20 protein-coding genes are annotated in these 16,188 nt (G+C 71.9%); 10 read left to right on the top strand and 10 right to left on the bottom strand.

The genetic code is table 11. The features are described from left to right. Positions 1-51 precede the first annotated feature (51 nt). Both ACFVUH_RS16345 and ACFVUH_RS16340 read right to left on the bottom strand, forming a co-directional pair. A complete protein-coding gene (locus ACFVUH_RS16345; RefSeq protein WP_380715204.1) occupies positions 52-243 on the bottom strand; it encodes a hypothetical protein in 192 nt (63 codons plus the stop codon). Next, positions 233-697 carry an ATP-binding protein gene (locus ACFVUH_RS16340; RefSeq protein ID WP_355367840.1) on the bottom strand — a complete coding sequence of 155 codons (465 nt, stop codon included), beginning with the start codon at positions 695-697 and terminating at the stop codon, positions 233-235. The genes ACFVUH_RS16345 and ACFVUH_RS16340 overlap by 11 nt, the downstream gene beginning before the upstream one ends. Before the next feature lie 141 nt (positions 698-838). Here ACFVUH_RS16340 and ACFVUH_RS16335 point away from each other — a divergent pair, with 141 nt between their 5' ends. The 6 genes from ACFVUH_RS16335 to tgmC all read left to right on the top strand — a co-directional run bounded on the left by ACFVUH_RS16335 (position 839) and on the right by tgmC (position 4,806). After that, entirely contained in the window at positions 839-1,714 is an 876-nt protein-coding gene (locus tag ACFVUH_RS16335; protein ID WP_387913833.1) for a helix-turn-helix domain-containing protein, read from the top strand. Positions 1,715-1,716: 2 nt separating this feature from the next. Beyond that, complete coding sequence (locus ACFVUH_RS16330) at positions 1,717-1,902, top strand: DUF397 domain-containing protein (RefSeq protein WP_380690136.1); 186 nt, start codon at positions 1,717-1,719, stop codon at positions 1,900-1,902. Positions 1,903-1,965: 63 nt separating this feature from the next. Continuing rightward, positions 1,966-2,151, top strand: a complete 186-nt coding sequence (locus ACFVUH_RS16325) for a DUF397 domain-containing protein (protein ID WP_387913831.1) — start codon at positions 1,966-1,968, stop codon at positions 2,149-2,151. A gap of 290 nt (positions 2,152-2,441) precedes the next feature. Continuing rightward, the gene (gene tgmA, locus ACFVUH_RS16320; protein ID WP_387913829.1) at positions 2,442-2,702 is read left to right on the top strand and encodes a putative ATP-grasp-modified RiPP; all 261 of its coding nucleotides are present in this window, start codon (positions 2,442-2,444) and stop codon (positions 2,700-2,702) included. Further along, positions 2,702-3,667: an ATP-grasp ribosomal peptide maturase gene (tgmB, locus tag ACFVUH_RS16315; protein ID WP_387913827.1), complete on the top strand. Its 966-nt coding sequence runs from the start codon at positions 2,702-2,704 to the stop codon at positions 3,665-3,667. Before tgmA ends, tgmB begins: the two co-directional genes overlap by 1 nt. Beyond that, positions 3,664-4,806: an ATP-grasp peptide maturase system methyltransferase gene (gene tgmC / locus ACFVUH_RS16310; RefSeq protein ID WP_387913826.1), complete on the top strand. Its 1,143-nt coding sequence runs from the start codon at positions 3,664-3,666 to the stop codon at positions 4,804-4,806. The genes tgmB and tgmC overlap by 4 nt, the downstream gene beginning before the upstream one ends. 284 nt (positions 4,807-5,090) lie before the next feature. Here tgmC and ACFVUH_RS16305 read toward each other — a convergent pair whose 3' ends face one another. After that, the gene (locus tag ACFVUH_RS16305; RefSeq protein WP_387913824.1) at positions 5,091-5,450 is read right to left on the bottom strand and encodes a hypothetical protein; all 360 of its coding nucleotides are present in this window, start codon (positions 5,448-5,450) and stop codon (positions 5,091-5,093) included. A 45-nt stretch (positions 5,451-5,495) separates the two neighbouring features. Here ACFVUH_RS16305 and ACFVUH_RS16300 point away from each other — a divergent pair, with 45 nt between their 5' ends. After that, entirely contained in the window at positions 5,496-6,005 is a 510-nt protein-coding gene (locus tag ACFVUH_RS16300; RefSeq protein ID WP_387913822.1) for a GNAT family N-acetyltransferase, read from the top strand. Positions 6,006-6,145: 140 nt separating this feature from the next. Here ACFVUH_RS16300 and ACFVUH_RS16295 read toward each other — a convergent pair whose 3' ends face one another. Further along, on the bottom strand, positions 6,146-6,598 hold the full coding sequence (locus ACFVUH_RS16295) for a GNAT family N-acetyltransferase (protein WP_387913820.1): 453 nt from the start codon (positions 6,596-6,598) through the stop codon (positions 6,146-6,148). A gap of 66 nt (positions 6,599-6,664) precedes the next feature. Next, positions 6,665-7,372: a GNAT family N-acetyltransferase gene (locus ACFVUH_RS16290; protein WP_387913818.1), complete on the bottom strand. Its 708-nt coding sequence runs from the start codon at positions 7,370-7,372 to the stop codon at positions 6,665-6,667. 78 nt (positions 7,373-7,450) lie between these two features. Between ACFVUH_RS16290 and ACFVUH_RS16285 the strand changes: the two genes are divergently transcribed. Both ACFVUH_RS16285 and ACFVUH_RS16280 read left to right on the top strand, forming a co-directional pair. Beyond that, a complete protein-coding gene (locus ACFVUH_RS16285; protein WP_355367876.1) occupies positions 7,451-8,923 on the top strand; it encodes a PLP-dependent aminotransferase family protein in 1,473 nt (490 codons plus the stop codon). A 97-nt stretch (positions 8,924-9,020) separates the two neighbouring features. Then, positions 9,021-9,740, top strand: a complete 720-nt coding sequence (locus ACFVUH_RS16280; RefSeq protein ID WP_387913816.1) for a hypothetical protein — start codon at positions 9,021-9,023, stop codon at positions 9,738-9,740. Between the two features lie 43 nt (positions 9,741-9,783). Here the strand turns inward: ACFVUH_RS16280 and ACFVUH_RS16275 are convergent, their stop codons facing one another. The 5 genes from ACFVUH_RS16275 to ACFVUH_RS16255 form a co-directional block, all read right to left on the bottom strand. After that, the gene (locus tag ACFVUH_RS16275) at positions 9,784-10,371 is read right to left on the bottom strand and encodes a hypothetical protein (protein ID WP_387913815.1); all 588 of its coding nucleotides are present in this window, start codon (positions 10,369-10,371) and stop codon (positions 9,784-9,786) included. Positions 10,372-10,487: 116 nt separating this feature from the next. Then, positions 10,488-11,765: a PucR family transcriptional regulator gene (locus ACFVUH_RS16270; RefSeq protein ID WP_387913813.1), complete on the bottom strand. Its 1,278-nt coding sequence runs from the start codon at positions 11,763-11,765 to the stop codon at positions 10,488-10,490. Between the two features lie 122 nt (positions 11,766-11,887). Beyond that, positions 11,888-12,868: a helix-turn-helix domain-containing protein gene (locus ACFVUH_RS16265; protein WP_387913812.1), complete on the bottom strand. Its 981-nt coding sequence runs from the start codon at positions 12,866-12,868 to the stop codon at positions 11,888-11,890. A gap of 115 nt (positions 12,869-12,983) precedes the next feature. Next, positions 12,984-13,445, bottom strand: coding sequence for a pyridoxamine 5'-phosphate oxidase family protein (locus tag ACFVUH_RS16260; protein ID WP_387913810.1), 462 nt, complete (start codon positions 13,443-13,445; stop codon positions 12,984-12,986). A gap of 120 nt (positions 13,446-13,565) precedes the next feature. Beyond that, on the bottom strand, positions 13,566-13,931 hold the full coding sequence (locus ACFVUH_RS16255; protein WP_355367894.1) for a DUF1801 domain-containing protein: 366 nt from the start codon (positions 13,929-13,931) through the stop codon (positions 13,566-13,568). A 124-nt stretch (positions 13,932-14,055) separates the two neighbouring features. Between ACFVUH_RS16255 and ACFVUH_RS16250 the strand changes: the two genes are divergently transcribed. Further along, positions 14,056-16,062 (top strand): LamG-like jellyroll fold domain-containing protein, encoded by a 2,007-nt coding sequence (locus ACFVUH_RS16250; RefSeq protein ID WP_387913809.1) that lies wholly within the window; start codon positions 14,056-14,058, stop codon positions 16,060-16,062. The last annotated feature ends 126 nt before the right edge of the window (positions 16,063-16,188 follow it).

The raw sequence follows: 16,188 nt of genomic DNA, 5'->3' as shown, positions 1-16,188 counted from the left end.
GCCGCCCAGCCAACCACGGCTGGGCGGCCCGTTTGTCGTCCTCCGTCGGGGTCAACGAGGCGGTGTGGCGGTGGAGGTGGCGGGACGGGGAGCGGGGTGGCGGTGGTCGCCGTGGTGGCGGGTGGTGAGGGGATAGGCCCACGCCAGGAGGGCGAGGAGCAGCACGAACGGGAGCACGGTGCAGAGCGCGGCGCCGCCGGCGACGGCGGGCGGCGGTGCGCTATCGCGGGGTTCAGCGGGCATCGGTGAGGTCGAGTTCGGCCCAGACGGTCTTGGCGTTGGGGTGGCGGGGAACGGTGCCCCAGCGGTCGGCGAGGGCGTCGATCAGCACCAGGCCCCGGCCGGACTGGGCGTCCGAGGCGCTGCGGGCGGTCGGCAGGACCGGGAGGACGGGCAGGCGGTCGCCCCGGCAGTCCGAGACCTCGATCCGGAGGGTGGCGCCCCGGCGCACAAGGGTGGTGAGGCGGAGGTGCAGCTCGAATCCGCGCCCCGCAACGCGACCGTGCCTGATCGCGTTCGACGCCAGCTCCGCAACGATGATCAGAGCGGAGTGGAAGGGCTCACCGAACGCGGAATCGACTCCCCAGAGGGCGAGTTGGCGTCTCGTCACGGCGCGGCAGAGGCAGGCTCCTTTGGGTGTGGCGTCGAGTGTGATGGTGTGGCGGCGGGGGTTGTCGAGCGGAATTTCGGTCGTCATGGAGAAAATCGTGGCGGCCCGGACGTACGCTGACCACGAGTCCGGCGGGCACGGAGCGTGCTTGTGCGGACGCGGAGGGTCGGCCGGTCGGGGCGGCCCGGATCATTCGGTCGCATACACGTGTGAGCAGGGGTGATTCCCATGGTGAGTGGCGTCGAGCGCACGGTCTTCGACGACGGGGAGACGGCGGAGAACTCGGACGGGGTGGCCGAGTTCTACAGCGCGGTGGGGAAGTTGATGAAGATGTTCCGCGAGCGGGCGGGGCTGACGCAGCGGGAACTGGCCGACATCATCGGCTACAGCGAGGACATGTTGGGTGCGGTCGAGCGGGGGAAGCGGACGCCGAGAGTCGAGATCCTGACGAAGGTGGACGACGCGGTGGGCGCGGGCGGGGCGCTGAAGCTCATCGCGGACGACGTGATGAGGGCGAAGATCCGGGTGAGTGAGCGACACCCGGCGTTCTCCAAGGCCTTCACGCAGGAGGAGTCGAAGGCGATCGAGATCCACGAGTACAGCAGCCTGTACATTCCCGGACTGCTGCAGACCGAGGCGCACGCGCGGGCCCTGTTCAACATGCGTCGGCCCTGGCTCTCGGTCGAGCAGGTCGACGAGTGGGTGGCCGCGCGCATGGCGCGGCAGGAGATCCTGAGCCGCTGGCCGCTGCCGCTCATGAGCTGGGTGATCGACGAGAGCGCGCTGCGCCGCCCGCTGGGTGGCTGGGACGTCCACCAAGCCCAACTGCACCACCTGCTCAAGGTCGCCGAGGTCCGTGGCCTGGAGTTGCAGGTCATGCCCCTCGATCGCACCGAGAACGCAGGCATGGGAGGGTCGTTCACCCTACTCACTCCCAACGGTCGCGCGCAGATCGCGTACGTGGCAGTCCAGCACATCAACAGGCTCATCACCGACCCGGTCGAGGTCCGTAAGATGGCTGCACGGTACGGCACCCTCAGGGGCCAGGCACTCACCATGAAGGAGTCCCTGACCCTGATCGAGAAGATTCTGGGAGAGCGGTAGTCATGGCCGAACTCGCGTGGTTCAAGAGCAGCTACAGCAGCAACGAGGACGCCCAGTGCGTCGAGGTCGCCGAGACCCCCGGCACCGTCCACGTCCGTGACTCCAAGGACAAGAGCGGCCCGCAACTGGCCTTCGAGCCGGCCGCCTGGAAGGCGTTCGTGTCCTTCGCCGCGAACGCCGACGTCTGAAACACCACCCCACCGACGGCCCGCCGCTTCCCCAGCGGCGGGCCGTCGGCGCATCCTGAACCCATGACCGAGCCGACCTGGTTCAAGAGCAGCCACAGCAGCAACGAGGGCGCCCAGTGCGTCGAGGTCGCCAAGACCCCCGGCACCGTCCACGTCCGCGACTCCAAGGACAAGACCGGCCCCCAGCTCACCTTCGACCCCGCCGCCTGGAAGGCGTTCGTGAACTTTGCCGCAGGCTACGACATCTGAGCTACCACCACGATGGCCCGCCGCTCCCCAGCGGCGGGCCATCTGCGTTCCCGGCACTCAAACGCCACCCCTGCCGACAAGAGCCAGCTGAACGGCTTGGCCGACGGATTGATACGCCTTGAACAGTTGCTGACCCCGCACCACGGGGAGTACTCCTAGTAGCGAACCGACTACAGAACGGGGCGACCCGCCGAGGCGGATGTTCCACCTCAGCCGGGATTGCACAACCCGGACACCTGGTCGAGCTGTTGATCCCGTCAGTACCACCAGCGAATTGGAGCGCAGCACAGATGGCAACCGCACCGTGGGGCACCACCCGCATGGGGCCGTTCACGGCCACCGTCCCGGTCCCGAAGTACCTGCCCACCATCGACCCCGAGACGCAGGTCGCCGTGTTCGTGGACGAGCACGGCCGCACCATCGAGATGGGCGGTCACGGCACCAGCACGAGCGGCCTGACGCCCACCGCGACGACGCCCGATGGGAACCCGGGCGCCCCGACCGACGCCGACACCAGCGAGTCCTACGATCAGGACCAGAGCGACAGCTGATGGACGACCGAAGCAGGTCGGTGCTGGTACTGACCAATCCCCTCGACGTGACCGCCGATGCGGTACTCCGGGTGCTCGCCGAGCGCCGGGTGCCGGTGGTCCGTCTCGATCCCGGCACCGACCTGCACACGGGTGCCTCACTGACCGCCACGTACCGCACGGGCGACCAGCGGGGCACCCTGCGCACTGCCGGCCGGGACCTCGATCTCACGGCCGTCCGGTCCATCTGGGTACGCCGAGCGTCACCCTATGAGGGGCCGCCCGACCTGGACGGCCAGGACCGCCGGTTCGCCGCCTCGCAAGCCTTGTGGGGCGCGGGCGGCATCCTCGCGTCACTCCCGGCCGCACACTACGTGAACCACCCTTGGGCCAACCGTGCCGCCGAGCACAAGCCGGCCCAACTGGCGGCCGCGCAGAGCCTCGGCTTCCTGGTTCCCGAGACGGTGATCACGAACAACCCCGACGAAGCTCGCGAATTCGTGGCGACCCACACCAACGGGACGGTGTACAAGCCCCTGTGGAATACCGCCTACGCGGTCGACGGGCGGCCGCACGCCGTGTGGGTGCGCGAGGTCGATCCGGTCGACATCAACGACGCCGTGTCCGTCTGCCCGCACCTCTTCCAGGAGAAGGTGCCGAAGGGATTCGACGTACGGGTGACGGCCGTCGGCGACCGCCTGTTCGGTGTCCGGATCGACAGCCCCGACCTCGACTGGCGGCGCCGTCAGGACCAGATGACGTGCACGCCGATCGACGTACCCGGGTCAGTCGCGCGTTCGGTTGCCGCCTACATCCGACAGCTTCGCCTGGTCTACGGCGCCTTCGACTTCGCGGTGACCGACTCGGGCAACTGGTACTTCCTCGAATGCAACCCGAACGGCCAGTGGGCTTGGCAGCCGGCGGAGACCACCGACGCCATTGCCCATGCCCTCGCCGACCAGCTACAGAAAGGCCGTGACGCATGAGCACACCGGCTGACCTCCGCGCCGCTCTGGCCGACAGGCTCACCGAGAACGGCGTGCTGACCGAACGCGAGTGGGAGAGCGCCGCGAGGAGCGTTCCGCGAGAGCTCTTCGTCGGAAGCTATTTCGCCCCCGTCAGCGGCAGCGTCCCGACCAGCTACCGGCCCGTCCGCGAGGGCGAGCCCGGCTGGCTGGAGAACATCTACGACGACCAGACGTTGGTCACCCAACTCGACGGTCGCATCAGGCCCGAGGACACCGCCGGGGAGACCGCGACAGGCGTCCCGTCGTCGTCGTCCACCCTCCCTTCCCTGGTGCTGCGCATGTGGCACCAACTCGATGTCGAGGCCGGGCACCGCGTCCTGGAGGTCGGCACCGGTACCGGGTACTCGACCGCCCTCGGCGCGCACCGTCTCGGGGACGCCAACCTCACCAGCATCGAGTACGACCCGGTGGTCGGCGGGGCTGCCGCTACGGCGCTCAAGGCGGCCGGGTTCGCGCCCCGGCTGGTCATCGGTGACGGGCTGCGCGGCGACCCGGGACACGGTCAGTACGACCGGCTCATCGCCACGTGCTCGGTGCGGTACATCCCTCTGTCGTGGCTTCACCAGGTGAAGCCGGGCGGTCGCATCCTGGTCACATTCTCCGGCTGGAGCTACGCGAACGCCCTCGCGCTGCTCGACGTGACCGGCCCCGGCGAGGCGACCGGTCGATTCCTGGCCGACCCGACCAGCTTCATGATCGCCCGCCCGCACGACCGGCCGTCCCTCCCGACGTTGGACCTGCTGCCCGGAGAGGAGCGCGCAACGCTGGTCGACCCGGCGGTACTCGACAGTTGGATGGGCGGCTGGGTGGCCCAGCTCGCGGCGCCGGAGGCCATCCGCATGGGTGTGGGTGCGCAACAGATCCTCTGGGACGTGGCCACCGGATCGCAGGCCCGGACGGCACCCGGCCCCGATGGCGGTTGGACCGTGACACAGCGCGGACCTGCCGCCCTCTGGGACCGCGTCGAGCAAGCGGTCCAGACCTGGCAAGCGGCCGGTGAACCGCACCAGGACAGCTTCGGAATCACCGTGTCGGCGACCGGACAGCGGGTCTGGCTCGGCACCGAGGCCGGGCCGGGCTGGAACCTGCCCATCTGACGTGATCGAACCGAACTCCACCGCGAACTGCGACGTCTGAAACAGCACCATCCCGAGGGCCCGCCGCTTCCCTGCGGCGGGCCCTCGGCGCATCCCCATGCCCGCCCTGGGCATCGTCGGAACGACCTTCCTGGTCACCCTGGAATCGACAATGACCTCCCAGGACCTGACCTGGCGTCGGCGGGGCTGGGGCCTGGGCCGATTCGGCACCGTCGCCTACCCCGCAGTCATCATCGCGTTCCTCCGCCGTACGGGCCTCGTGTGGTTGCCGCTGTCACCCGCCCTCACGGCGACCGTCGGGAAGTCCTGCCCCTCCCCCAACCGCGGGCGTGGGAAGTCGGCCGGCCCGACTTCCCACGCGGGAACCAGTGGTAGATCGTCGTGCCGCTGTTGGGGTGGCCGACGAGGTGCGGGCCGCTGTAGACCTCCATCGCGTTGCCGACCAGGGAGGCGCCGCCGTCGGTGTCGGCTATCAGGCGGCTCTTGAACGCGGCGACGTCCGAGCTGGTCGGGGAGCAGGGCAGGTCGACCCGGACGTACGGGAACCCGCCCGACTCGTCGCTCAGCTGCTTGCCCATCGCGTCCACGCCGGTACCGCCGTTGTTCGGCGAGATGCCGACCCACCACCTGCCGATCAGTGCCATGATCGGTGCGGTACGGGCGCGTTCACGACTGAAAGGTGATCACAGATGCTGCTTCGCGATGTCGGGCACGGCGACGTCGACGCCTACGTCCGGATGCGTTGCGACCCGCTCATGATGGCCGAGTTGGGCGGTCCCCAGTCCCGGGAGGGAATGGCGTCGAGGGTGGGCCGGGACATCGAGCGGGTGGCGGCGGGCACGGACTGGATCAAGATGATCGTGCCCGACGCGGCGGCGCCGGACGTGGTCGCCGGGGCCGTGAACCTGTGGATGCAGGGGAGCGGGGACGAGCGGACCACCGAGATCGGGTGGATGGTGCTGCCGGAGTTCCAGGGGCGGGGGCTGGGCAAGCGGGCGGTCCACACCCTGCTGGAGCAGGCCCGCGAGGACGGCCGGTGGGGGCTCGTGCACGCCTACCCGGCGACGACGAACGCCCCGTCCAACGGCATCTGCCGCACGCTGGGCTTCCGCCTCCTGGGCGAGCAGGACACGCCCTTCGGGGACCGGGTCATCCGGTCCAACCACTGGGTCCTGGACCCGCGCGGCGATCTGGCCTGAGCCCCGGCGGTGGCGCGGCGGATCAGCCGGCACCGGCGGGCACGTGGGCGGCGCTGCGGCTCTTCACCTGCCCGGCCGACCGCACCCACCCGTTCAGACCGCCCGCTGCCCGCCGCGGCGGGCAGCGGGCGGTCTCCGGCCTAGACGCCGGTCTCGTACGTGACCCAGGTCGTGCGCTCGGCAAGGGTGTTGTACAGCGCCTGGGCCTGGTGGTTGTCCTCGGCGGTCACCCACTGCACGAACGTCCGCCCCTCGGCCGCGGCGAGTGCGCGCAACTGCTCGATGAGCGCCCGTCCGACGCCCCGGCCGCGGACCTCGGGATCGGTGAACAGGTCGTCGAGGAAGAGGCCCGTCGTCCCGGTGTACGGGGAGGGGACGGGGCGGTGGTGCGCGAATCCGACGACGGCTCCGTCGACCTCCGCGACGAGGGCGTCGCACTCGTGCCCGGGATCCGTCAGCCAGGCCCAGGCGCGGGAGACGACCTCCTCGGACTCCTCCAGCCGGTAGAACGCGCGGTACTGGCGGAACAGCACGCGCCAGCGGGCTTCGTCGCCTGCGGCGAGGGGGCGGACGGTCGGGGAGTTCGTGCTCATGTGGTGCTCTTTCCTTACGTGGTGCTTGATCGGTGCGCGGGCGGCTTTCCGGTGAGGTCCGGCGCGTTATGCGCGGACGGCGGACAGGGACCGCTTCTGCCGGCCCTCCCCGTCGAAGTTCTCGGGCGAGAGCCACTCCCGCAGCGCCCCGCCGACCTGCGGCCACTCGGTGTCGACGACGGAGTACCAGGCGGTGTCGCGGCTACGGCCCTTGTAGACCACGGCCTGGCGGAAGATCCCCTCGAAGGTGAAGCCCAGCCGCAGGGCCGCCCTGCGCGAGGGCTCGTTGAGGCTGTCGCACTTCCACTCGTAGCGGCGGTAGCCGAGCTCGTCGAAGGCGTAGGACATCAGCAGGAACTGGGCCTCCGTGGACAGCGGGGTCCGCTTCAGCAGCGGGGAGAAGGCCACGCTGCCGACCTCGACGACGCCGTTGGAGGGGTCCTGGCGCATCAGGGCGAGGGTGCCGACGGCCCGGCCGGTGCGCGGGTCGACGACCGCGTACTGCAGGGGGTCGTCCGCCCGCGTCTCCGCCGTCACGTGGGCGCGGTAGTCGGCCGGGCCGTCGAACGGGCCGGACGTCATGTACGTCCAGTCCGCGCCGTCCGCCGCGAGGGCGTAGGCGGCGTACAGGTCGTCGGCGTGACGGTCCGCGTCCAGGGGTTCCACCCGGCAGAAGCGGCCTTCGAGGGTGACCCGGGCGGGCGCCGGGCGCGCCGTCCAGCCGGGCAGGGGGTGGCCGACGGGCTGGCCGTATTCGTTGGGACGTGCGGACATGTTCTTCTCCTGGTGTGCCGGTCCTTCCAGGCTAGGGACCGCGTGGACCCTCGATAAGGTCCACGGTACGGTCGTTCCATGGAGCCACGACGTGAGACCCTCGGGCCGCAACTCGACTTCCTGCTCCACGAACCGCTGTCCCGCACGCGCGGCGGGGACTCCCTGCAGAAGCAGCTGCTGCACCGCCTGCGGGCGGCCGTGCTCGACGGCCGGCTCCCGGCGGGCAGTCGCCTGCCGGGCTCGCGCGCCCTGGCCGAGGGCCTCGGGGTGTCACGCAACACCGTGACGCTCGTCTACGACGTGCTGGGCACGGAGGGCTACATCGAGCCCAGCCGGCAGGGCACCCGGGTCGCCGCACTGGCCCGCCCCGAACCGGCGGACCGCGCGTACCCCGCCCCGGCCACCCTGGGGCGGCGTGCCGCGCGGATCCGCAACCGCGACCCCGGCGGCGTCGACTCCTTCGCCTTCGCCTCGGGCGTCCCCGCGCTGGCCCAGTTCCCCCTCCCGGCCTGGCGACGCTCCCTGGACCGGGTGCTCCAGCGGGGCGGGACGGAGCTGCTGGGGTACGGCCCGCCGCGCGGCGAACCGGCCCTGCGGACGGCCGTCCTGCGCCACCTCGCGCTCGCCCGCGGCATGCGCTGCGCCCCGGAGCAGGTCGTCATCACCGAAGGGGCGCAGGAGGCGCTCTCGCTGTGCGTGCGGCTGGTCACCGACCCGGGGGACACCGCCTGGGTCGAGGACCCGGGCTACCGGGGCGCGCAGACGGCGCTCGCCGGCGGCGACCTGACCGTCGTCCCCGTCCCGGTCGACGGGGACGGCCTGCGGACCTCCGCGTCCGACTGGACGGACCGCCCGCCGCGCCTCGTCTGCACCACCCCCGCGCACCAGTACCCGACGGGCGCGGTCCTCACCGCGGCCCGACGCCTCGACCTGATCGAGAAGTGCCGCCTTCACGGCGCCTGGATCGTCGAGGACGACTACGACAGCGAGTTCCGCCACAGCGGCGAACCCCTCACCTGCATGCAGGGCCTGACACCCGCCGCGCCCGTGTTCTACGTCGGCACCTTCAGCAAGACCCTCTTCCCCTCCCTGCGGCTGGGGTTCCTCGTGCTGCCCGAGCAACTGGTCGACCGGGCGGCGCCGGTCGTGGACGAGCTGCTGCGCGGCGGGCACCGTCACGAGCAACTCGCCCTCGCGCACTTCATGGAGAGCGGCCAGTACGGCCGGCATCTCGCCCGCATGCGCCGCCTCTACCGCCGCCGGCGCGACGCGCTCAGGGCGGCCCTGGTCGAACACTTCGACGTGCCCCACACCGTGACCGGCGGGGACAGCGGGATGCACCTGACCGTACGGCTGCCGCCGGACGTCCCCGACCGGGCCCTCGCCCATGCCGCCCGCCGCCACCGACTGGCCCCCCGGCCGCTCTCCCCGCACTCCCTGAACCCCGACACCGCCCCCAACGGACTCGTCCTGGGGTACGGCAACACCCCCGAATCCGCGTTCGCCCCCGGCCTGCGTCAACTCTCTTACCTCGCACGGGCCTTGGACTGACCTCCAGATCCCGGAACATCGACAGTTTCGCTACGGCTTCGTGCGTTCCGCTCCCCCGCCGACGGCTTCCCTGGGACCATTCCCGCAGGGGGTTGCCATGAACGCTCGGATCAGGAAGACCACGCCTCCGGGCCGGTTCCGGCTCTCCGGAACCGTCTCCCGCCGGCTGATACCGGCCCTGCTCGTCCTGGCAGGACTGACCACCACCGCTCTCGGCTTCGCCTGGTTCGCCGACGCCGACATGCGGATGAACGCCTACCGCGCCGCCCCGCCGTGCAGCACGGCGGAGGCCCACGGGCCCGACGCACGCTGCGTGCGGCACGAGCCGGGCACGGTGACGGCCAAGGCCGTCCACCGCGGCTCCGGCCCCTCCGCCGACGACCCCGAGAAGGAGCACAAGCTGACCGTGACGCGCGAGGCGGCTCCCACCCGCAGCTACGAGGTCGGCAGGGCCCTCTACGAGGACGTGGAGATCGGCGCGACCGTGGACCTGACGGTCTTCCGGGGGCGGGTGGCCGCGATCGCCTATCGGGGGCACCACATCGATACCCCGCGCCCGTCCATCACGGTCTACTTCGGAACGGTCCTCCTGGTCGGCCTGGGGGCCGCACTCACCTCCCACGGCCTGTCCTGGCCCCGCCTGGGCCCGAGCCCGGCCCGGTTCGCCACCGTCGGCGGTGCCGCCGCCGGCCTGGCCTTCCTCAGCGGCATGGCCTTCATGTGGCTGCCCCTGTCGTCCGGCCTCCTCCTCGCCCTCCCCGTCCTCCTCTGGCTGATCGTGACCGCCACCGCCACGGCGATCACCTGGAACGACTGACCCCGCGGGCGCGGAACCCCTGCAGAAGGCGGCTGTCGGCCGCCTACGTCGGCTGGCTCAACGTGGCGGTCGCGTCGAGGCTGACGATCGGCAGGCCCTCCTCGTACGACACGCCGATGCCGCCGGCCAGCTCGGCGACGGCGTCCTTCAACTGCTTCGACGTCGTGCCCGCCTTCGTGGTGGCGATCCTGATGCCGGATCCGTCCGGGAGCATCGCGACGGAGTGGACCGGAGCCGGGAGCCTGTTCGACTTCGCCGCCTCGGCGATCAGGTCGAGCACGGGGTCGACCGTTCCTCGTGAGTACCGGCACTTCCGGATGAGCGTGTAGGACGTCTCGACGCCCGGGTGCGCCGCCGCAGCCGCTTCGACCAGGGTCCGCGCCCGCGCCTCGTCGGTCGCGAACAGGATGACATGCCGCCCGGCCGGGTCCAGTTGGAGTGCGCCGAAGGTGTCCTTGAAGTCCGCACGCCCCTGTTCCCCGAGCGCCGATTCCAAGTTCTGCAGCGCGGAGTAGGTGCGCCCGTCGATCGGCGACGCCGGGCGGGGCTCGGCCGCTCCGCCGCACGCACCGAGCAGAAGGCTCGCGAGAAGACCGGCCGACCAAGCGGCGATCGAACGGTGCGGATTCATCGATGGATCCGTTCTTCCTTGCGCGTTACCCGTCATGACGCTCCGTCGGCCCACCCTACGGGAGGCCGGTTCGGAGTCGTCCGGGACCCGGCGTCGGCCTTCCATCCTGGCCGCTGTCAGGCGGCTTGGGCGTGACGGTGGCCGGTGGCGGGGTCGAACGGACCGACGGACAACAGGAGTTCCCGGATGCGCAGGCCCAGGTGCAGGGTGGTGCGGTCCGCGCCGTTGTTGAGGTCGAGGCCGGTGATCTCCTGGATCTGCCGCAGTCGGTAGTACAGCGAGGTGCGGTGGACCCGGAGTGCTTCGGCGGTCCTGGGCATCGATCCGGCGTGGTCGAGGAAGCACCGCAGGGTCGCCTCCAGCCGAGGCCCGTTGCTCGATTCCAGCAGGGTGCGCAGCGGCCTCGGGAGCAGCGACTCGTTCAGGGCGTGGTCCGGCAGTTGCAGCAGCACGGCGAACTCGCCGAGGTCGTCCCAGGAGCCGATGCCCCCCAGTCCGGGCATCCGGCGCGCCGCACGCACCGCGACGAGCGCCTGCTCGTAGGAGGTCCGCGCGCCGGTGAGGCCCGTCTGGTGGGCGCCGATGCCGATGACGGGGTCGGCCGAGGCGCCCAGCCGGCTGCCGAGGGCGTCCAGGAGGCGTGCGGACTGCTCCCGGAGGGCGTCCTGGGTCAGCGGCCGGTCGGCGAGCTGGAGCAGGACGGCCCGGTGCGACGAGACCGTGAAGGCGGCGCTCACCGACCGGGTGCGGCCGAGTCCCTCCAGGGCCCGGTGGAGCGCGGTGGTCACCTGCCCGGCGGGCAGCTGGGAACGTTTCACCTGCACGACGCCGACCACCGCGTGGGGCGCGTCCGGGAGCAGCGCGTCGTCGAGCAGCCGCTGCCGGGACTCGGCACGCGTGGCGGCGTCCGGGCCCAGCAGCGACAGCAGGAGCTCCCGGTGCCCGGTCCGCTCCTCCTCGGCCGCGAGGCGGTCGGCGTACAGCCGGCCGACGACGGCGGGCGTCGCCCGGGCGATGGCCCCGGTCTCTTCCGGCGTCAGGCGGCCCTCCGGCGCGATGACGGTCAGCAGGCCGAAGAAGTGGCCGCGCTCGCGCAGCGGCACGCAGTAGCGGGGAAGCAGGCCGAGATCGTCCCGGCCGTCGAGGTACCCCGGCTTCGACCACCGCGCGACGCCCCGGTCCAGGACGTGACGCGCGACCTCGCCGCAGGCCTCTCCGTGCAGCAGGCTGTGGACACGGACCGGGTCCGCGTCGTCGAAGTGGCGGCTGGAGCAGAAACGCCTGACCGAGGGGTCGACCAGGGTCACGGACCGCCGGAGCGACTCCGCGAGGTCCTCGATCAGCGCCTGCAGCGCGGTACTGCAGCCGGGGGCTCGCAGCCACCGTTCGGTCATGGCGGTCCCCGTTCGCGCTCGCTGTCCCGTTCGTTCTCAGGACACGCTGGCACCACCGCGATGCCCCACGGTGCACGGTTCTTGTCCCTGTCCGCGGCGTCCGGGGCGGCGCGCGGAGGCGCTCACCCTCGTGGCGGGGACGTCACCGTGCCGCGGAGCCGCCGCCACGCGCTCGGGGACACCCCGTGGGCCGACCGGAAGCGGCGGCTGAAGTGGCTCGGGCTGCTGAACCCGCAGCGGGCGGAGACGGCGGCGACGGTCAGCCGGTCGTACCGCGCGGAGGCGAGCATGCGCCGTGCCTTCCCGAGCCGCTCCTCGATGAGCCACTGCTCCAGGCTGATGCCCGCCCCGCCGAGCAGGGTGTAGAGGCGACGGACCGAGACGGCGTGCTCCGCCGCGATCCGCTCCGGCGTCAGGTCACGGTCCGCCAGGTGGGCCCGCGCGTACGCCATGACCCGGGTGAGCAGGGTCTCGTCCATCGTCGACCTGACCTCCACGCTCTCCTCGGCGTGCGCGGCCGAGAGGAGCAGCGCGCGCACCAGTTCCGTGGTGGCGGACGCCAGGGCCTCCGCGCCGGGGTCGGCCTCCAGCCGGGCCGGATCGTGCCACAGGCCCCGCAGGTGCTGCAGCACCAGGCCGTGCAGCGGGCTGGCGCGCAAGCGCAGGGACGCCCGCTCCACCGTCTCCACCGGCACACCGAGGCGGTGCATGTCGAACATCAGGGCCTGGGAGGCGCCGTCCCCGGACCAGCCGTAGGTGCGGGGCGACAGCTCGTGGAAGACGCAGATGTCGTGGGAACCGAGGACTTCCCGCCGGCCCGCGACCTCGGCCCGGTGGACGCCCAGGGGCTGGAGCGAGACCGAGACCACGGGGCTCTCCCGGTGGTGGCGGACGTGCTGGGCCGTCCGCCGGACCTCGAAGCCCGAGTTCCGGGTGGCGAAGAGGTCCAGCCCGCCGACCTGCCAGAGCTCCATGCGGGCGTGGATTCCGGCTTCCCCCTCCTCGTGGGCGATGTCGTTGGGCACCAACGAGTCGGTCAACGCATGACGGAACGCCTCCACGCGCTCACGCGGCGGAACGGTGTGGAGGTCGAGCAGCAGCACACTTTCTCCCAGGAAAGCCGGATTCGGACGGTCTGTCGCACCGGCCAACAGCGAGAACCCCGCACACCTTCCCGAGCCCCACGCGCGAGCGCGTACGCGAGCGGCGCGGCCCCCGCTACTCCAGCCACACTCCGTCCCGCATGATGACGCGCCCGCGCAGTTCCCGCTCGCCGCGCCAGGCCCGCACCGTGCTCGGGACCACCCGGATGTACAGATAGGGGCTCTCCTCCGTCCGTGGGTCCCACCCGAACTTCTCCAGGAAACCCTCCGCCGCCGCCGCGGGAACCTCGCCGTCCGGGAAGCACTGCGCCTCGCCCTGAAGCAGGACCACGTCGGCGGTGTCCGGCAGCGCGAGGCGCACGCGCGGCTCCGCGCGGACATTGCGCACGGTCACGGATCCGGCGCCGGTGCACATCCACACCGCCTGACCGTCCCACAGGAACCACAGCGGCACCTGGTGCGGCCCGTGCTCGGGGTGGGCCGTCGACACCCAGACGTCCCTCTCGGTGGCGAGCCGTTCCAGGCTCTCGCGCTTACGCTCCGCCGTTTCGCGGCGGACAGTTCCCGTGCTTTCCATGAGGCCCGACCCTAACCACGCCGACCCCCGGCCGCCTGCGGCGCAGGACCTGGTCCGGCTACTCCCCGCGACCGATCACCCCCTCGGCCATTGTGCTGACCTCAGCCGTCGAGGCCCCGGTCAGCAGACCGTGCCCGGGCGCGCCGCCGTTGCCCGCAGGAGGTCCCGCAGCAGGGCGAAGTCGACGGCCTCCGGCCGGCGGAAGCGCAGACACCCCTTGCCCGTGTTCGGGCCCGCCAGCCGCTCGGCGAACGCCTCCCGCACATCACTGCGCATCACGTAGAACGAGATGTACTGCTTCTGGCTCGCGAACGCGGCCTCGGCGACACCGTCCCGCTCGTACGCGGGCATTCCGTAGGCCATGACCTCGGTGAAGCCCGTCAGTTCCCGACGGCAAAGCCGCCGCAGTTCGGCCAGCACGGCTCGACGGTCCTCGGGCGCCTCGGCCAGGTAGTCGTCCACCGTTGCCGCGGAGCTTTGCACCATATTTCAATGATATGCCGAATTCTCCATCGGGTTCGGCCGCTGTTCAGCGGCGTGTGGCCCGGCCGATGATCTCCGACCAGAACCGGTCCCTACCGTCGTGGCCCACACCACTTCGGGAGCGAACATGCACGACATCCACGAGTCCGGGCACGAGTGCGGGTGCCCGCGGACCGCCGACCTCGACGGGGACGGGCCGGCGGCGGCGGGCCGGCGCCGGTTCCTGCGCGGGGCGGGCCTCCTCGGGGCCGGGGTCGGAACGGTGGGACTCGGTCTGCTCGGCGCGGGGCCCGCGCAGGCGGCCGAGCCCGGGGCGGACCCGGCGACGGCGGACGGTGCGGCGAGGCCGGCCAAGGCGGCGAAGGCGGAGAAGGCGAAGAAGGGGCGCTGGCAGCCGGACCCGGACGCCCGGCGGTTCACCGTCGTCGTCATGCCGGACACCCAGTACCTGTTCGACCAGGACCGGATCCACCCGGCGCCGGTGGAGGCGTCGATCCGCTACGTGCTCGACGGCGGGGTCAACCGGGAGGACGGCACGGACGACAACATCGTCTTCCTGGCCCACCTCGGCGACGTCACCGAGAACGGGCTGCCCGCCGAGTTCGCCGCCGTCTCCAAGGTGTTCGCCCGGCTGGACGACGCCGGCGCGGCCTACGGCGTGCTCGCCGGCAACCACGACGTCGGCTCCTCGACCGACGACCAGCGCGGCAGCACCCCGTACCTGGAGACCTTCGGCAAGGCGCGGGCCGCCCGCACCTCCGGGTACCACGGCTCCAGCCCGGACGGCTACAACACCTGCCACGTCTTCACGGCGGGCGGCCGGCCGTGGATGCTGCTCTCGCTGGACTGGCGGCTCTCGGACGCGGGCTTCGCCTGGGCCAACGCGGTGATCGCCGCCAACCCGAAGGTGCCGGTGATCCTGACCACCCACGACCTGGCGTACGCCGACGACGCCGGCCGGGCCGAGCTGTCGGGCTACGGCAGGAAGCTCTGGGACCGGCTGATCAGCGGCAACGACCAGATCTTCCTCACCGTCAACGGCCACTACTGGCCGCCCGGCCGCACCGTGCTGCGCAACAAGGCCGGCCACGACGTGCACGTCCACATCACCAACTACCAGGACCGCTACTACGGCGGCGCCGCGATGATCCGGGCGTACCGCTTCGACCTGGACCGGAACACCGTCGACGTGTCGACCTTCTCGCCGTGGATCCAGGAGATCGCGGCCGAGGAGCGCAACACCCTGGCGGCGCAGCAGGTCGAGCTGACCTCGGACGTGGACCGCTTCTCGCTCGCGATCGACTTCGACCGGCGCTTCGCGGGCTTCGCGCCCGTCCCCCAGCGCCCCGCGCGCCGGGCGGCCGAGCTGCTGGTCCGGGACACGGTGGCGTACTGGCGCTTCGACGGCGGTGGCGGCGACGGCACGGCCCTCGCCCCGCAGCAGGTCGTCAAGGACCTCACCGGGCAGGGCAACGACCTGCTGTGGCGCAGTTCCCCGGGCACCCCCGACGGCGCGCTCACCTGGTCCGCCGAGCACCACCCGGACCAGCCGGGCCACGGCAGCCTGCTGTTCAAGGGCACCCGGTCGCCGGTGCGCGGCAGCTACCTGGAGACCGCGCCCACCGCGCCGCTGAACCGGGAGACCTTCGAGCGCGGCTTCACCGTCGAGGCCTTCTGCAAGCTGCCCGCCGACTGGGACTCCGGGCAGAGCCGCTGGTCCGCCCTGCTCAGCCGGTGGGGGACGGCGAGCGAGGCGGGCCGCAGCGGCCCGGGCACGGACGCGGACGAGCCCGTCGTCACCCTCAGCCTCTCCGAGGCGCCCGCCCTGCAGTGGTGCGTCTACCCGCTCAACCAGACCGGGGCGTCGACCTGTTGGGGCCACCAGCTGCCCCTGGACCGGTGGTGGCACGTCGCGGTCGTCAACGACGGCAGGCTCAGCCGGATGTACGTCGACGGCTGCGAGGTGGCCCGCAACCCGTCGACCCCGGCCGTGGGGCTGGCCACGCTGGGCCGGCCGTGGATGCTGGGCGGCTACGCGTACGCGGGCGTGCTGGACAAGGTGTTCCACGGGCACATCGGCGACGTCCGGATCGTCAAGCGGGCCCTGCGGGTGCGGGAGTTCATGACCGCCTGAGGTCGACCACGGGTGCGGGGGGGGGGCGCCGCCGGCCCCGGGGCCCCCCCCCCCCCCACCCCAACCCACAAAGACGGGGGCGTGTAAAACACGGGGGGCGCCCCGGAGGGACCCCAAACCGGGCGT

This window comes from Kitasatospora sp. NPDC058032 (genome assembly GCF_042885845.1).
Taxonomy (GTDB): Bacteria; Actinomycetota; Actinomycetes; order Streptomycetales; family Streptomycetaceae; genus Kitasatospora.
The sequence above is the reverse complement of the archived record's forward strand: the minus strand, read 5'-3'. Positions and strand labels throughout refer to the sequence as shown.

What these genes read in the sequence shown, in the direction of transcription:
- ACFVUH_RS16295 (WP_387913820.1), bottom strand. Translation starts at nt 6,598, where the DNA reads ATGAGCACGAACTCCCCGACCGTCCGCCCCCTCGCCGCAGGCGACGAA.
- ACFVUH_RS16285 (WP_355367876.1), top strand. Translation starts at nt 7,451, where the DNA reads ATGGAGCCACGACGTGAGACCCTCGGGCCGCAACTCGACTTCCTGCTC.
- tgmA (WP_387913829.1), top strand. Translation starts at nt 2,442, where the DNA reads ATGGCAACCGCACCGTGGGGCACCACCCGCATGGGGCCGTTCACGGCC.
- ACFVUH_RS16305 (WP_387913824.1), bottom strand. Translation starts at nt 5,450, where the DNA reads ATGGCACTGATCGGCAGGTGGTGGGTCGGCATCTCGCCGAACAACGGC.
- ACFVUH_RS16250 (WP_387913809.1), top strand. Translation starts at nt 14,056, where the DNA reads ATGCACGACATCCACGAGTCCGGGCACGAGTGCGGGTGCCCGCGGACC.
- ACFVUH_RS16280 (WP_387913816.1), top strand. Translation starts at nt 9,021, where the DNA reads ATGAACGCTCGGATCAGGAAGACCACGCCTCCGGGCCGGTTCCGGCTC.
- tgmC (WP_387913826.1), top strand. Translation starts at nt 3,664, where the DNA reads ATGAGCACACCGGCTGACCTCCGCGCCGCTCTGGCCGACAGGCTCACC.
- tgmB (WP_387913827.1), top strand. Translation starts at nt 2,702, where the DNA reads ATGGACGACCGAAGCAGGTCGGTGCTGGTACTGACCAATCCCCTCGAC.
- ACFVUH_RS16335 (WP_387913833.1), top strand. Translation starts at nt 839, where the DNA reads ATGGTGAGTGGCGTCGAGCGCACGGTCTTCGACGACGGGGAGACGGCG.
- ACFVUH_RS16275 (WP_387913815.1), bottom strand. Translation starts at nt 10,371, where the DNA reads ATGAATCCGCACCGTTCGATCGCCGCTTGGTCGGCCGGTCTTCTCGCG.
- ACFVUH_RS16325 (WP_387913831.1), top strand. Translation starts at nt 1,966, where the DNA reads ATGACCGAGCCGACCTGGTTCAAGAGCAGCCACAGCAGCAACGAGGGC.
- ACFVUH_RS16255 (WP_355367894.1), bottom strand. Translation starts at nt 13,931, where the DNA reads ATGGTGCAAAGCTCCGCGGCAACGGTGGACGACTACCTGGCCGAGGCG.
- ACFVUH_RS16290 (WP_387913818.1), bottom strand. Translation starts at nt 7,372, where the DNA reads ATGTCCGCACGTCCCAACGAATACGGCCAGCCCGTCGGCCACCCCCTG.
- ACFVUH_RS16340 (WP_355367840.1), bottom strand. Translation starts at nt 697, where the DNA reads ATGACGACCGAAATTCCGCTCGACAACCCCCGCCGCCACACCATCACA.
- ACFVUH_RS16330 (WP_380690136.1), top strand. Translation starts at nt 1,717, where the DNA reads ATGGCCGAACTCGCGTGGTTCAAGAGCAGCTACAGCAGCAACGAGGAC.
- ACFVUH_RS16300 (WP_387913822.1), top strand. Translation starts at nt 5,496, where the DNA reads ATGCTGCTTCGCGATGTCGGGCACGGCGACGTCGACGCCTACGTCCGG.
- ACFVUH_RS16270 (WP_387913813.1), bottom strand. Translation starts at nt 11,765, where the DNA reads ATGACCGAACGGTGGCTGCGAGCCCCCGGCTGCAGTACCGCGCTGCAG.
- ACFVUH_RS16260 (WP_387913810.1), bottom strand. Translation starts at nt 13,445, where the DNA reads ATGGAAAGCACGGGAACTGTCCGCCGCGAAACGGCGGAGCGTAAGCGC.
- ACFVUH_RS16345 (WP_380715204.1), bottom strand. Translation starts at nt 243, where the DNA reads ATGCCCGCTGAACCCCGCGATAGCGCACCGCCGCCCGCCGTCGCCGGC.